This window comes from Dactylosporangium darangshiense (genome assembly GCF_039537565.1).
Taxonomy (GTDB): domain Bacteria; phylum Actinomycetota; class Actinomycetes; order Mycobacteriales; family Micromonosporaceae; genus Dactylosporangium; species Dactylosporangium darangshiense.
This window is the reverse complement of record NZ_BAABAT010000025.1, coordinates 63,720-78,747: the sequence shown is the minus strand read 5'-3', so window position 1 is coordinate 78,747 and position 15,028 is coordinate 63,720. Positions and strand designations below refer to the sequence as shown.

Annotated in this window: 11 protein-coding genes; 8 read left to right on the top strand and 3 right to left on the bottom strand. The window is 73.6% G+C overall.

Annotation, left to right across the window (positions count from 1 at the left end; translation table 11 throughout):
* Window position 1: 1 nt before the first annotated feature.
* A complete protein-coding gene (locus ABD901_RS35445) occupies window positions 2-4,591 on the bottom strand; it encodes a LamG-like jellyroll fold domain-containing protein (protein WP_345133733.1) in 4,590 nt (1,529 codons plus the stop codon).
* Window positions 4,592-4,838: 247 nt separating this feature from the next.
* On the opposite strand from ABD901_RS35445, the gene ABD901_RS35440 reads away from it, so the two are divergent.
* The 6 genes from ABD901_RS35440 to ABD901_RS35415 all read left to right on the top strand — a co-directional run bounded on the left by ABD901_RS35440 (window position 4,839) and on the right by ABD901_RS35415 (window position 10,801).
* Window positions 4,839-5,432 carry a hypothetical protein gene (locus ABD901_RS35440; RefSeq protein ID WP_345133732.1) on the top strand — a complete coding sequence of 198 codons (594 nt, stop codon included), beginning with the start codon at window positions 4,839-4,841 and terminating at the stop codon, window positions 5,430-5,432.
* Between the two features lie 62 nt (window positions 5,433-5,494).
* On the top strand, window positions 5,495-8,899 hold the full coding sequence (locus ABD901_RS35435; protein WP_345133730.1) for an ATP-binding protein: 3,405 nt from the start codon (window positions 5,495-5,497) through the stop codon (window positions 8,897-8,899).
* Window positions 8,892-9,182 carry a hypothetical protein gene (locus ABD901_RS35430; RefSeq protein WP_345133728.1) on the top strand — a complete coding sequence of 97 codons (291 nt, stop codon included), beginning with the start codon at window positions 8,892-8,894 and terminating at the stop codon, window positions 9,180-9,182. Before ABD901_RS35435 ends, ABD901_RS35430 begins: the two co-directional genes overlap by 8 nt.
* A gap of 9 nt (window positions 9,183-9,191) precedes the next feature.
* Window positions 9,192-9,560, top strand: coding sequence for a VOC family protein (locus ABD901_RS35425; RefSeq protein ID WP_345133727.1), 369 nt, complete (start codon window positions 9,192-9,194; stop codon window positions 9,558-9,560).
* Between the two features lie 23 nt (window positions 9,561-9,583).
* Window positions 9,584-10,552: a Gfo/Idh/MocA family protein gene (locus ABD901_RS35420; protein WP_345133725.1), complete on the top strand. Its 969-nt coding sequence runs from the start codon at window positions 9,584-9,586 to the stop codon at window positions 10,550-10,552.
* Window positions 10,553-10,612: 60 nt separating this feature from the next.
* A complete protein-coding gene (locus ABD901_RS35415) occupies window positions 10,613-10,801 on the top strand; it encodes a hypothetical protein (protein ID WP_345133723.1) in 189 nt (62 codons plus the stop codon).
* Window positions 10,802-11,137: 336 nt separating this feature from the next.
* On the opposite strand, the gene ABD901_RS35410 is transcribed toward ABD901_RS35415, so the two are convergent.
* Entirely contained in the window at window positions 11,138-11,503 is a 366-nt protein-coding gene (locus ABD901_RS35410; RefSeq protein ID WP_345133720.1) for a cupin domain-containing protein, read from the bottom strand.
* Window positions 11,504-11,526: 23 nt separating this feature from the next.
* On the opposite strand from ABD901_RS35410, the gene ABD901_RS35405 reads away from it, so the two are divergent.
* Together ABD901_RS35405 and ABD901_RS35400 are read left to right on the top strand one after the other, a co-directional pair.
* Entirely contained in the window at window positions 11,527-12,114 is a 588-nt protein-coding gene (locus ABD901_RS35405) for a TetR/AcrR family transcriptional regulator (protein ID WP_345133718.1), read from the top strand.
* Window positions 12,115-12,186: 72 nt separating this feature from the next.
* A complete protein-coding gene (locus ABD901_RS35400) occupies window positions 12,187-14,469 on the top strand; it encodes a glycosyl hydrolase family 18 protein (RefSeq protein ID WP_345133716.1) in 2,283 nt (760 codons plus the stop codon).
* A gap of 30 nt (window positions 14,470-14,499) precedes the next feature.
* Here ABD901_RS35400 and ABD901_RS35395 read toward each other — a convergent pair whose 3' ends face one another.
* Window positions 14,500-15,027 (bottom strand): hypothetical protein, encoded by a 528-nt coding sequence (locus ABD901_RS35395; protein WP_345133714.1) that lies wholly within the window; start codon window positions 15,025-15,027, stop codon window positions 14,500-14,502.
* Window position 15,028 lies beyond the last annotated feature (1 nt).

Below are 15,028 nucleotides of genomic sequence, written 5' to 3'. Positions count from 1 at the left end.
ATCAGGACAGCGGGGTGTTCATCACCGTGGTGATCTCCGCGGGGGTCAGGGCCCGGTTGTACACCCGGGCCTCGTCGATGAGGCCCTTGAAGAACTCCCCGTAGGGAGCGTTGCCGCCGATCGACAGCGGATTGCTCGTCTGCTGCAACGTCCCTGTCTTCGCCGTCGAGGAGACCTGGACGCCGTTGACGTACAGCTTCAGCGTCGCGCCGTCGTAGGTCAGGGCGATGTGCGTCCACTGGTTCAGCGTCGTCGCGGTCGGGCAGGTGACGACCTTGTCGCTGCCGCCCGCCGTCACGCCGCCGGCCGGCTTCTGCGCGCCCGCGCCGTTGCTGGCGTTGAGGAACCAGGCGTCGTTCTCCTTCTGCATGACCGTGCGCCAGCCCTGCTGCGCCGCCGTCGGCTGGACCCAGGCGGCCAGCGTGAGGCCGGTGCTCGGGTTCAGGGTGGCGGAGGCGGGCACCCGCACCATGTCGGAGGTGCCGTTGAACGACAGCGCGCCGCCGTACTTGCCCGCGGCCCAGGTGGCGCCGGTGACCGTGCCGGTGTTGGCGTTGCCGGAGGAGTCCGCCGCGGTGGTACCGCTGCCCGCGTCGAACGTGTAGCCGGCGATCAGGCCCGTCGGCTGGGTCGGCGCGCTGCTCGTCGTCGCGGACGCGGTCGGCGACCAGCCGCTCACGTTGCCCGACGGGTCCACTGCGGCCACCCGGTACAGGTAGGTGGCGTTCGGGGCCAGGCCCGAGTCGGTGTACGAGGTGGTGGCCGGGGTCGCCACCTGCGCGAAGTCGGTGCAGCCGGCGCCGGCGCAGCGCTCGACGCGGTAGCCGGCCACGCTCACGTTGTCGGTGGACGCGGGCCAGGACAGCGCGACCTGCGTGCCGTTCGGGGTGGCGGTCAGCGACGCCGGCGTCGACGGCGGCGTCGAGTCGGGCAGGGCCGGCGTGGTGGCCGCGACGACCGACGAGTAGGCGCCGAGATTCCCGGCGGCGTCGGTGGCCCGCACCCGGTACCGGTACGTCGTGGCCGGTGCACGCCCGGTGTCCGACCACGTCGTGCCGGCCGGCTGGGCCACCTCGGCGTAGGTGGTGCAGCCGGCGCCGGTGCAGCGCTCGACGCGGTAGCCGGCGACGCCGACGTTGTCGGTCGACGCGGTCCAGGCGAGGTCCACCTGCGTCGGGCTGGCCGCGGTGGCGGTCAGGCCCGCCGGCGCGCTCGGCGCCGTGGTGTCGGAGGCGGTCGTCGTCGCCGTGGCGATGTTGCTGTACGCGCTCACGTTCCCGGCGGCGTCGGCGGCCCGGACCCGGAACCGGTACACGGTGCCGGCGGTCAGGCCGGTGTTCGCATACGTCGGCGAGGTCGCCGTCGCCACCTGCGCGAAGGTCGTGCAGTTCGCGCCGGAGCAGCGCTCGATGCGGTACTCCGCGACGCCCACGTCGTCGGTCGAGCCCGACCACGTCAGGTTGATCTGCGTGTTCCCGGCGACGGTCGCCGCCAGGTTCGCCGGCGCCGACGGCGCCGTGGTGTCGGACGCGGCCGTCGTCGTCGCGCTCGCCGTCGGCGACCAGCCGCCCAGGTTGCCCGCCGCGTCGGTGGCCCGGACCCGGTAGGTGTAGGCGGTGCTGTCGGCCAGGCCGCTGTCGGTGAACGAGGTCGCGCCGACGCTGCCGACGGAGGCGAAGTTCGTGCAGCCGTCACCCTGGCAACGCTCGACCTGGTATCCGGAGACCGCAACGTCGTCGGTGGCCGCCGGCCACGACAGGTTGACGTGCGACGAACCGGACGGCGTCGCGGTCAGCGCGGTGACCGTCGACGGGGGCGTGGTGTCGGCGACCGGCGCCACCAGCGGCGAGTTCATGATCGTCTGGACTTCGGCGGCGGTGAGCGCCCGGTTGTACACCCGCGCCTCGTCGATGAGGCCGACGAAGTACTCCCCGTAGGGCGTGTTCCCGCCGATCGACAGCGGGCCGGTGGTCTGCTTGAGCGTGCCGGTCTTGGCCTTCGTGGCGACCAGCGTGCCGTTGACGTACAGCTTCAGGTTCGCTCCGTCGTAGGTCATCGCCACGTGCGTCCACTGGTTCACCGGGCTCGCGGTCGTGCCGTACACCACGGAGTCGCTGCTGCCGGTCGTCACCCCGCCGGCCGGCTTGAGCGCGCCGGAGTCGCTGCCGGCGTTGAGGAACCAGGCGTCGGTCTCCTTGTGCATGATGGTCCGCCAGCCGGACTGCGCCGCGGTCGGCTGGACCCAGGCCGCCATGGTGAGCCCGGTCGTGGCGTTGAGCGACGCCGCCGAGGGGGCCTTCACGATGTCGCCGGAGCCGTTGAACTTCAGGGCGCCGCCGTACTTGCCGGTGGCGACCCACGTGCCGCCGGTGAGCGTGCCGGTGTTGCCGTTGCCGGACGTGTCGGCCGCGGTGGTACCGCTGCCGGCGTCGAACGTGTAGCCGGCGATCAGGCCGGTCGGCTGCGTCGGCGCGGCGCTCAGCGTTGCGGTGGCGATGTTCGAGTACGCGCTGACGTTGCTCGACGGGTCGGCGGCCGCCACCCGGTAGCGGTAGGTGGTGTTCGGGGTGAGGCCGGTGTCGGTGAAGCTCGTGGCCGTCGGGGTCGCGATCTGGGCGAAGTCGGTGCACGCGGCGCCCTGGCAGCGCTCCACGCGGTACCCGCTGACGAGCACGTTGTCCGTGGACGCCCCCCACGTCAGGCCCACTTGCGTGCCGTTGACGGCGGCGGCGAGGTTCGCGGGCGCGCTGGGCGGCGAGGAGTCCTGGCCGATCGGCAGCAGCACGCTCGTGCTCGAGCGCAGGCCGCTGGCGTCGGTCGCGGTCAGGATGACCTCGTACGAGAAGGTGCCGATCGGGCCGTGGTCGTCCACGACGAAGCTGCCGCTGGCGCCGGTGCCGCCGACGAACGTGTGGATGTGCGTGTCGTGGTGCAGCAGCACGGTCCAGCTCAGCGCGCTGGCCGGCAGGGCGCCCTGGTCGGGGTCGGTGGCGGAGCCGGCGAAGTTCACGGTCTGCCCGGGCTGGTAGGTGGTGTTGTTCACCGGCGCGCTGATCGTCGGCACCGGCGGCGAGCTGCCGACGGTGACGGTGGTGGTGGCCTGCGACGTCAGCCCGGCGGTGCCGGTGACGGTCAGCTTCGCGGTGAACGTCTGCACGCCGCCGGCGGTGTACGTGTGGGTCGGGTTGGCCTCGGTGGACGTGACGCCGTCGCCGAAGTCCCACAGGTACGACAGGCTCGCACCGCCGGCGTCGACGGAACCGGCGCTGGAGAACGCGACCTGCAGCGGCGAGTACCCGTACTGCGGTGTCGCCGTCGCGTTCGCCGACGGCCCGTTGAACCGGATCCGGCGCAACTGCCCGGTGGTGAACGACAGGTAGTAGATCATCCCGTCGGGGCCGACGGCCAGCGACACCGGCGCCTCGACGTTCGTGGCGAACGGCTGCACGCCGGTCGGGTTGTGGTTGGCGTCGAACGTGACCCGCTTGATGAAGTTGCCGGAGTAGTCGGCGAAGAAGTAGTTGTTCTGGTACTGCGCCGGGTACAGGTTGCCGGTGTAGAACGGGCCGCCGATCGCGGCGGTGCCGACCGAGTGGTTGTACGTGTGGTAGGGCGCGGTGACGGCGGAGGCGGGCAGGTTGCGGCACTGCGCGTAGAGGTTCTGGAACGACTGCTGCACGTCGTTGCCCTCGTAGCACGGCCAGCCGTAGTTGGCGCCGGGCACGCCGTCGTTGATCTCCTCCCACGTGTTCCAGCCGACGTCGCCGAACCAGATGTGGTTCGTGCCCGGCTGCAGGGCGAAGCGGAACGGGTTGCGCACGCCGTAGAGGTACACCTTCGACTTGACGCTGTTCGTGCCGTCGTAGAACGGGTTGTCGGCGGGCGCGGTGCCGTCCTTGTTGATCCGCAGGATCTTGCCGCGGTAGCTGGTGAGGTCCTGCGCGCCGAGCGCGTTGACGTCGGCCTTCGTGGCGTCGTCGGCGTCGCCGTTGCCCACGAACAGCTTGCCGTCCGGCCCGAACTGCAGCGCGCCGATCGTGTGGCTGCTGCCGTCGGCCGGGATGCAGTCGGCGCCCGGGTTGCACGGCGCGGTGCCGACGCTGCCGAGGATGACCGTCTCGCTGCCCGGCAGGGCCACGTCGGGGTTGGCCGGGTTGGCGGTCACGCGCACCAGCCGGGACGTCTTGGCGCCGGGGTCGTTCGGGTTGCTCGTGTTCTCGTACACGTACGTCAGGTAGATGTAGCCGTTGTTGACGAAGTCCGGGTCGAAGGTCATGCCCCACAGGCCGCGGTCGTCATAGGTGTTCACCTTGCCGGTGAGGTCCAGGAACGGCGTCGGCAGCAGCTGGCCGTTCTTGAACACCCGTACGACGCCGGGCTTCGTCCACACGAACAGCCGGCCGTCGGGGGCGAAGGCCTCGCCGACGAGCGTGTACTTGTCCACCGTCGCGATCACCTCGGTGGTGAAGCCGGGGCTCGAGAACGTGTCGGCCGTGGCCGGCGCGGGCTGCGAAACCACGACGAACAAGCCCAGCAACAGGCCGGCGACGACGCCAATCGCCCGATTCCTGCGTTTCCTGGACAGCAACATTGCCGCAACCTCCGCTTCGGATGGCGGGACTGTATTCATCCGTCCGCCGCGCAGGCATCAACCGTTCGCACGGTGACACATGGCCATGCGTGACTGTGCGTCCGGATTCGCCGGCATTTGCCGGGAACCGTCGTCGGCTATCCGTCACGCCACGCCGCCGCCAAGGGGCGCGCCAAGCGTTCGCCAAGCACGTCCGCCCACCGTGGCCGGCATCCAACCGACAACACGGAAACGGGAGACATTCGACATGCGTACGGACATCACGGCCGGCCTGCTGGTCGGCGCCGGCGGCGTGCTCTTCGCGGTCGGCAACGCGCTGCACCCGCTCGAGCACAGCGAGGCCGCGCACGCCGCCGCCACCTGGGAGGCGGCCCACCTCATCTTCGGCCTCGGCGGGCTGCTGCTGGCCGCCGGGCTGCCGCTGCTCGTCCTGGCCGGCGGCGCCGTGCGCCCCTCGCGCCTGGCCGCCGCGGCCGCGATCCTGCTCGCCGTCACCTTCGCCGGCCTCGCGCCCGGCGCCTGGTTCGAGGCGTTCATCGCGCCGCTGCCCGGCGGCGTCGACAAGACCGTCGAAGCCGGGCCCGCCGGCACCGTCAACGCGGTCATCGGCTTCGGCTGGATCCTCTCCGTGGTGCTCTTCGGCGTCGCCCTCATTCGCCGCCCCGCCCGCCCGCCGGTGCGCTGGGCCGGCATCGGCCTCGTCGCCGCCGCCGTCGTCCTCGTCGCCGGGCCCGGCATCCCCGTCGTCGAAGGCCTGTGGATCATCCCCGCGTCCATGGTGGCCGGCCTCGCCCTCGCCGTGACCGGGATCGTGCCCCTGCGCGGCACCGCGAAGCCGTGACGCACCCACTCCTGCGTCGCCACGTTGCTACCCTGACCCGCCGGAGCGGCAGGGCGGCGGAGGTGGCGGTGCGGGACGGTTCGGTACCGGAGGTCCGGGTGCTCGGGCCCGTCGAGGTGCTCCTCGGCGGGTCGATCGCCGACGCGGGCAGCCCCAAGCAGCGCACCGTGCTGGCGCTGCTGGCCGCCGCCGCGCCGCGGCTGGTCTCCGTCGACCGGCTCGTCGAGGAGGTGTGGGAGGGCAGCCCGCCGTCGCGTCCGCTGGGCTCGCTGCAGGCGTACGTGTCCAACCTGCGCCGCATCCTCGAGCCGGGCCGCCGCCCCGGCAGCCCGGCGACCGTCCTCGTCACCGCGCCGCCCGGCTACGCGCTGCGCGTCGGCGACGACCTGGACCGCATCCGCTTCGAGCACGCCGTCGAGCGGGGCCGCGACCTGCTCGACGGCGGCGACGCCCGGGCCGCACGCGACGCGTTCGCCGCCGCGCTCGCCCTGTGGCGCAGCGACCGGCCGTACGCCGACGTGCCCGTCGCCGCCCTCGAGCCAGACGCCGCCCGCCTCGTCGAGCAGCGCCTGACCGCCACCGAGGAGCTGTGGGCCGCCGAGATCCGCCTCGCCCGGCACGACGCCGCGCTGCCCGAGCTGCGCCGGCTCGTCGCCGCGCACCCGCTGCGCGAGCGGCTGTGGGAGCTGCTCGCCGTCGCGCTGTACCGGGCCGGGCGGCAGGCCGACGCGCTCGGCGTCCTCACCGACGTGCGCCGCCGCCTCGCCGAGGAGCTCGGCATCGACCCCGGCCCCGCGCTGCGCGACCTGGAGCGCGACGTGCTGCGCCAGGCGCCGCACCTGGACCCGCGACCGGCCGCGGCAGCTGCTGCGCCGGTTGCCGATGTCGTCGGCAGCGAGGAACGCCGCGACATCCTCGTCGGGCGCGACGACGCCGTGGCCGCACTGCGCGCCGCCGCCGCGGGTGCCGCCGAGGGGCGCGGCGCGCTGCTGGTCGTGGCCGGCGAGCCCGGCATCGGCAAGTCCCGGCTGCTGCGGGAGCTGCCCGCCGTCGCGCCCGGGCTGCGTATTGCCGCCGTCACCGCGGTACCGGAGCCACAACAGGCCTGGCGCGGCTGGCTGGCCGCACTCGCCGCGTTGGGTGCCCCCTCCCCGGACACCGAGGGCCTCGAGCCGGACCGGGCCCGCTGGCGCATGGCCCAGGCGGTCCGCGACGCCCTGCCACCGGCCGGCGGCGCGCCGGTCGCGATCGTGCTCGACGACCTGCAGTGGCTCGACGACGCCTCGGCACAGGTCCTCGCCGCCGTCGCCGACGACCTCGCGGCCCGGCCCGTGTGCCTCGTCGCCGCGGTCCGCGACCTGGCCGCCGGCGACGGCGAGCCGGTCACGGCCGCCCTCGCCGCGCTCACCCGGGCCGGCGCCGCCCGCATCGAGCTGCGCCGCCTCGCCGCCGGTGACGTCGCCGCCTACGCCCGCGCCGCCGGCCACGAGCTCGACGACGAGCAGGTCGCCGCCCTGCACGAGCGCACCGGCGGCAACCCGCTCTTCGTGCGCGAGACCATGCGGCTGCTCACCGCGCCCGGCGGTGTCGCGCCCGTGCCGGCCGGCGAGGTGCCCGCAGGGGTCCGCGACCTGGTCCGGCTGCGCGTCGCCGCGCTGCCCGACGACGCGCGCACCGTGCTGTCCGTCGCCGCCGTCCTGGGCCAGGACGTCGACCTCGCCCTGCTGTCCGGCGTCTGCGGCCTCGACCCCGAGCGCACCCTCGACCTGCTCGACGTCGCCGTCGTGCACCGCATCCTCGACGAGGACCCCGGCACGGGCCGCGTCCGCTTCGGCCACGCCCTCGTCCGCGACGCGATCCGGGCCGACCTGCCCGCCGCCCGCCGGGCCGCGCTGCACCTGCGCGCGGCCGAGGCGGTCCAGGGCGGCGGGGGAGCGGGGCGGGCTGCGGCGCTGGCGTACCACCTGCAGCAGGCCGCCGCCCGCCGCCTCGACGTCGCCGGCCGCGCCGTCGAGGCCGCCGAGCAGGCCGCCGCCGAGGCGTCCGGGCGCGGCGCCCCGTCGGAGGCCGCGACCTGGCGGCGGCGCGTCCTCGACCTCGCCGGCGACGACCCGGCGCTGCCGCCGCGGCGCCGATACGAGCTGCTCGTCGCCCTGGCCGTGGTCCTGCACCAGGCCTCCGACGTGCCCGCCGCCCGCGAGGCGACCCTGCAGGCCGTCACGATCGCCGAGACCCTCGGCGACGAGCGGCTCGTCGCCGAGGCCCTCGTCGCCTACGGCACCGCCACCGCCACCCTGTGGCCCGGCCCGTGGCCCGACCCGGTCGTGCTGGACCGGCTGCGGCGCAGCACCGCCCGCCTGGAACGCTTCGACGAGGCGCTGCGCTGCCGGCTGCTGTCCTGCGAGGGCGCCGAGACCGCCCGCACCGGCGACGCCGCGGCCACCCTCGACACCTGCGACCGGGCCGTCGCCGCCGCACGCGCGGCCGGCGACCCGGCGCTGCTCGCACAGACCCTCGCCGCCCACATCGTCAACACTTGGTCGCCGGAGACCGTCGACGCCCGCGTCGCCGCCGCCCTCGAGCTCGCGTCCCTGCCCGCCGGCCCGGTGGCCGAGGCGACCGGCCGCTGGTACGCCGGCGTGTCCATGCTCGACCAGGGCCGCCGCCGCGACGGCGCCGCGCACGTCGAGCGCAGCCGCGCCCTCGCCGCCGGGCTCGGCCTGCCCGGCCTGCTGGCGCAGCAGGCGTGGTACGCCGCCACCGAGCTCCTCCTCGACGGCGACCTCGCCGCCTCCGAGGCGGCGCTGCACTCGGCGGCCGCCGTGCACCGCCGCACCGGCATGTGGGGCGCCGAGGAGACCCTGGCCAGCCAGCTGTTCGCGCTGCGCGACGAGCAGGGCCGCCTGCCCGACCTCGTCGCGGCGCTCACCACCGTCGCGCAGGCCGGCATGCCCGGCATCAACGAGGGCGTGGCCCTGGCCCTGCTGCGCGCCGGCGACACTGCCGGCGCGCGGGCCGCGATCGAGCGCGCCCTCGCCGAGCCGCTGCCCGGCTGGGGCCTGGTCCACTCGTGGGCGGTCCGCGCCGAGGTCATCGCCGCCGTCGGCTCCGCGCCGCAGGTCGCCGCGGCCGCCGCCGCCCTCGCGCCGCACGCCGGGCGGGTCGCGGTCGCCGGCACCGGCGTCGTGTGCCGCGGCGCCGTCGACCGCACCCTCGGCCTGCTCGCCGAGCGCGCCGGCGACCTGCCCGCCGCCGAGGCGCACCTGCGTTCGGCGATCCGCATCGACGACGCCGGCGGGCTGCCGGGCTGGGCGGCGTACGCCCGCGCGGCCCTCGCCCGGGTGCTGCGTGCCACCGGCGGCGACCCCGCCGCCCGCCGGGTCCTGCTCGACGAGGCCGGCCGCGTCGCCGACCGGGGCCTGCCGCGCCTGTCCGCCCTGATCGGCGAGGAGCGCGCCGATGGCTGACGCCCTCAGCGACGGCCTGCTCGTCCTGCCCGGCGACGGCGCCGCCCGCAATGCGCTCGCCGTGCGCGACGACCGCGACGACCTGTACGTCCTGCACGACGTCGCCACGGCCGCCGTCGTCGCGCACGCCGTCGTGCGCCGCACCGGCCCCGACGCCGTCGTCACGCACGTGTCCGGCCCGGCCGAACTCACCCCGCGTCTGCTGGAGGGCGTCTGCGAGGCCCTGCGCGCCGCCGGCGCGAGCACCCTGACGACCGCGACGGCGACGGTGACGGCCCTGTAGCCTGCGGGTATGAGGCTGGTGCAGGTAGCGCAGCGCGTCGAGGACCTGGAGCGCGCCACCCGTTTCTACGCGACGTTCCTGCAGGCCGAGCCGCGCGCCGTGTACGACCCGCCCGGCCTGGTCTTCTTCGACCTCGACGGCGTGCGGCTCATGCTGGAGCGCAACGCACCGGCCGCCATGCTCTACATCGCCGTTGCGGACATCGCCGACGCCGTCGATCGCCTGCGCGCGGCGGGCGCCCCCATCCGCTCGGAGCCGCACGTCATCTTCACCCACGCGGACGACGCGCTGGGCCCGGCCGGCACCCAGGAGTGGCAGGCGGCGTTCGAAGACAGCGAGGGCAACCTCGTCGGCCTGGTGTCGCAGGTCGCCGACTAGGCACTGGCGGGTACAGTCGCGGCATGCTGCGCATCGGCGTGCTCGGCGCCGCCCGGATCGCCCCTCCCGCGCTCATCCGCCCGTCCCACGCCGTCCCGGAGGTCACGGTGGCGGCCGTGGCGGCCCGCGACCGCACCCGCGCGTCCGCGTTCGCCGCCAAGCACGGCATCGCCGCCGTGCACGCGGGCTACGAGGAGCTCATCGCGGACCCGTCCATCGACGCGGTGTACAACCCGCTCCCCAACGGCCTGCACGCGCGCTGGACCCTGGCGGCCCTGGCCGCCGGCAAGCACGTGCTGTGCGAGAAGCCGCTGACCGCGAACGCCGCCGAGGCCCGCGAGGTCGCCGCGGCCGCGCAGGCATCCGGCCTGGTCGTCATAGAGGCCTTCCACTACCGCTACCACCCGTTGCTGGCCCGCGTCCTGGAGATCCTGCCGACGTTGGGCTCGCCGCGCCGCATCGAGACGTCGCTGTGTTTCCCGCTGCCGAGGTTCGGCGACATCCGGTACGACTTGTCGCTGGCCGGCGGCGCCATGATGGACGCCGGCTGCTACACCGTCCACGCCCTGCGCACGCTCGCGGGCGCCGAACCGTCGGTCGTCTCGGCGCGCGCCCTGCTCCAGAAGCCCGGCGTGGACCGCGCGATGAGCGCGTCGTACAGCTTCGCGTCGGGCGCGACCGGCCACACGACGGCCAGCATGTGGTCCCGCCGCCTGCTGAGCCTCTCGGCCCGTTACGTCGGCAGCGAGGGCTCCCTGAAGATCTTCAACTACCTGATGCCGAGCGCGTTCCACCGCCTGACCATCACGCGCGCCGGCCGCACCACCCACGAGCGCGTCCCCGGCGCCGCCACGTATGTGCACCAGCTGCGGGCCTTCGCCGCCGCAGTGGCGGGCGACGCGTCCGCGAACCTGACCCCACCGGCCGACTCGATCGCGAACATGACGGTGATCGACGCCGTCTACCGCGCGGCCGGCCTGTCCCCGCGCTGAATCCTTACGACTTCCGAACGCCCATTGCGCGCGCCGGTCGCCAGGTCCAGTGTGGACGCCATGCGTTGGGTGCTCGTCATCGTCGGTGTTCTGCTGGTCCTGTCCGGCGCGGTCTGGACGTTGCAGGGTTTGAACGTGCTGGGCGGCAGCGCCATGAGCGGCGCGACGATGTGGGCCATCATCGGCCCGCTGGTCGCCGTGGTCGGCCTGGTCCTGCTCATCTCGGGCGTACGCCGCTTCCGCGCCTGACGGTCACTCGCTGTCGCGCTCGGCTACGGTGCGCAACGGCGTTGAAGATCGGTTAGGTGCCGGTTGGTACCGTGAAGGGAGAAACCGGAAGGACCGCCGAGCGAGGCATCCGGGTTCGCGTTCCGGCGTCGTGCATCGGCTGGCTCGCCGGCCGGAGCGTTGTTCGGCAGCCCGCGGATCGCACGTGCACGCGTGATCACGACGCCGATCATGGGTTCGCGGCTGCGTGGGTCCGCCGGCTCGTCGGCGGGGCGCGCGCGGCTCAGGGTGTGCGGCGTTTGTGGTTGTGGACGTGGTGTGAGTGGTGTGCGTGCGGCGTTTGGGGGTGGGGCGAGGCTATTGCGCGGACGGGCCCAGGGGAGCGGGGCCGGTGCTCGGCGTCGGGGCGGGCTCCTTGAGCTCGACGAAGATGCCGTGCGTCGGCGTGGTCCCGATGTTCTCGCCCGTGTGCTCCTGGGCGCCGACCCAGCGGACCTGGCCGGCCCCCAGCGACACGTCGACCGAGCGCCCGCCCGACGAGATGCGGCGGTCGAACGACGTCAGCGTCACCATCACGCTGTCGGGGTGCCGGTGCGGGTGGGTCCTGTCGCCGGGGGCGTCGCGGTACTCCAGCACGCGCACCCGGGCGTTTTCGAACACGACGCGGTAGTGGGACGGGTCGGTGATCGTGGGGTCTACGGCTTCGTGGGACTCCAGTACCATGGGACTACGGTACCATGAAGCCGATGGCGACTCCATATGAGGCGACCGGGCGGACCCGGCAGAAGTCGCGGACGCGGCAGGCGCTCGTCGAGGCGACCCGGGAACTGCTCGCCGAAGGGATCACGCCGCAGGTCGACGAGGCCGCCGAGCGCGCGGCGATCTCGCGGACCACCGCGTACCGGTACTTTCCGAACCAGCGCAGCCTGCTGATGGCGGCGCATCCGCAGATCTCGCCCGACACGCTGCTCGGGGACGAGGCGCCCGGCGACGTGCACCAGCGGCTGGATGCGTTCATGGCGGCGTTCTCGCGGTACAACTTCGAGTGGGAGCCGCAGTTGCGCGCGTCGCTGCGGGTGTCGCTCGAGCCGCAGGCGGGGCGGACCGCGCTGCGGCAGGGGCGGGCCATCGGGTGGATCGAGGACGCGCTGCGGCCGTTGCGGGACAGCCACCCGGGCGTCGACGTCAGGAGGCTCGCCGTCGCGATCCGGTCCGCCACCGGGATCGAGGCGCTCATCTGGCTCGTCGACATCGCCGGGCAGAGCCGCGACGAGGCCGCCGAGACGGTCCGCGGGACGGCCCAGGCGCTGCTCGCGCAGGCCATCGGCGGCTGAAAATATTTACTTCCTTGACTGCATAGGCCCTCGCCCGGAAACTAATAGGAAACTTTCCTAAAGGAGGGACGAGTGCACCCCACCAGGCTTCTCGCCGCCACTCTGCTCCTTGCCGGGGCCGCGGTTGCGCTGCCCGGCGCGACCGCCTCCGCCGCCACCGCCGGGCTCACCGCCACGTTCTCGGCGTCCGACTACGGCACGTACTGGGTCGACAAGTACATCGTCACCAACCCCACCAGCGCGTCCATCACGGGGTGGACCCTCGAGTTCGACGTGCCCGCCGGGCTCAACGTCGGGCAGGGGTACAACGGTCAGGTCACCCGCAGCGGCAACCACGTCACGGTCGTCAACGAGCACTACAACGCCACCGTCGCGGCCGGGAAGAACACCGAGCCGTACAGCTTCTGGTTCATCGCCACCGGCACCAACACCCAGCCGTTGAACTGCCGCATCAACGGGAACAAGTGTGACGGCAGCGCCGACCGTGCGCCCGGCGTGCCCGGCGGGCTCGCCGTCAGCGGGCGCACGACGAAGACCGTGTCACTGCGGTGGAACGCGGCCGCGGCCACCGACTTCCCGATCGCGGGCTACGACGTGTACCAAGGGGGAACGCTCAAGACGAGCGTGACCGACACCGCCGCCACCGTCACCGGGCTCAGCCCCAACACCGCGTACTCGTTCACCGTGCGGGCCAAGGACACGCGCGGCAACGTGTCCGCCGACAGCGCGCCCGTCAGCGCGACCACGCTCAACCCGGCCGACGACACCGCTGCGCCGCCCGCGCCCGGGAACCTGCGCGCGGTCGGCAAGACCGCCGTCAGCGTGAGCCTGGCGTGGAACGCGGTGACCGACCCGAGCGGCATCGCGGGGTACGACGTCTACGTCGGCGGCGCCCTGAAGACCACGACCACGGCCACCAGCGCGACGGTCACCGGGCTGGCCCCGCTGACCGCCTACTCCTTCACGGTGAAGGCGCGCGACACCTACGACAACGCCTCGCCGGCGAGCTCCGCGCAGTCGGTGACGACCGACGACTCGGTCGGGTCCGGCAGCTATGCCAAGGTGGGGTACTTCGTGCAGTGGGGCGTCTACGGCCGGCAGTACTTCGTGCGCAACCTCGACACGTCCGGCGCGGCGGCGAAGCTGACGCACCTCAACTACGCGTTCGCCAACCTCGACCCCGTCAACCTGACGTGCCTGCAGGGCGTGACCCGCGGTACCACGGCGAACCCCCAGGACCCGGACCAGGGCACCGGCGCCGGGGACGCCGACGCCGACTACGGCCGGCCGTTCAGCGCGGCGCAGTCCGTCGACGGCGTCGCCGACACCGGGTGGGAGACGCTGCGCGGCAACTACAACCAGCTGCGCAAGCTCAAGGCGAAGTACCCGAACCTGAAGGTGCTCATCTCGATCGGCGGGTGGACGTACTCGAAGTTCTTCGCCGACGCCGCGGCCACACCCGCATCGCGGCAGAAGTTCGTCTCGTCCTGCATCGACATGTACATCAAGGGCAACCTGCCGGCGTACAACGGCGCCGGCGGGCCGGGCAGCGCGGCCGGCATCTTCGACGGCATCGACCTCGACTGGGAGTGGCCGGGCGCCGAGGGGCACGCCGGCAACCACTACAGCGCGGCCGACAAGGCGAACCTGCTGGCGCTGACCGCCGAGTTCCGCCGCCAGCTCGACGCGCTCGGCGGCAAGCGCTACCTGCTGACCGCGTTCACGCCCGCCGACCCCGTGAAGCTGGCCGCGGGCTGGGACGTGTCGAAGGCCGACGGCACGCCGAGCGTGTTCGACTACCTGGACTTCGCCAACGTGCAGGGGTACGACTTCCACGGCGCCGGCAGCGACAACTCGTGGGAGCCCAACCGCACCGGGCACCAGGGCAACCTCTACGCCGACGCGCAGGACCCGTACTCGTTCACGTTCTCCGTCGACCGGGCCGTCAAGGCGTACACCGACCAGGGCGTCAACCCGCGCCAGCTCACGATCGGCTTCGCGTTCTACGGCCGCGGCTGGCAGGGCGTGGCGGCCGGCCCGGCGGGCACCAACGGCGAGTGGCAGAGCGCGACCGGCGCCGCGCCCGGGCAGTTCGCCGAGGAGGCGGGCACGCGGGGGTACGCCAACCTGCTCGCGATGGTCCCCGGCTGCACCGTCTACCACGACACGCAGTCGGTCTCGACGTACTGCTACACCGGCGCCAACGGCCAGTGGTGGACGTTCGACGACACCTGGTCGATCGCCCAGAAGACCGCCTGGCTCAAGCAGCAGAACCTGCTCGGCGGCATGATCTGGGAGATGTCCGGCGACACGACGAGCGGCACGCTCATGGGTGCCCTGTCCGCCGGGCTCTGAACCGCAGCAGCGCCCGTCCCGCCCCGCCGCCTACTCCTCGGGCTCGGCGGGGCGGGCGTTCGCCCAGGCACGTTCGAACTCGGCCCGTTCGATCTCCCGCTGCGGCAGGTCGGGGTCGTACAGGTCCACCAGCGGCGGGTTGAAGAACCAGGAGTCTTCGTCGTAGCGGATCGCCGCGCCGTCCCCGGTCAGCTCCACCTGCCGGATGCGCCGCCCGTCGGAGCCGACCTCGGTCAGGTAGACCGACGCGTCGCCCTCCTCGCCGTCGTGGCGCAGGTACACGATCTCCCGGTCGGCGAGCGCGCCGAAGCCCGGCCGGTCGCGCTGCCCGTCGCGCCGCTCGCGCAGCCCGTCCAGGCCCGGCGGCATCGGCAGGATGTCGATGTCGACCTCGTCGAGGCCGCCCCAGCCCTCCGCGCGCTCGATCGCCTCGGCGGTCTGCATGACCTCGACCTCGGCGAAGGTCTCGAGGATCTCGCGGGGCGAGCGGGCGTGGATCCACCACCACAGGGCGCCCATGCCGTAGTCGTGCTGGACGAGGTACCGCTGCTTGGTCACG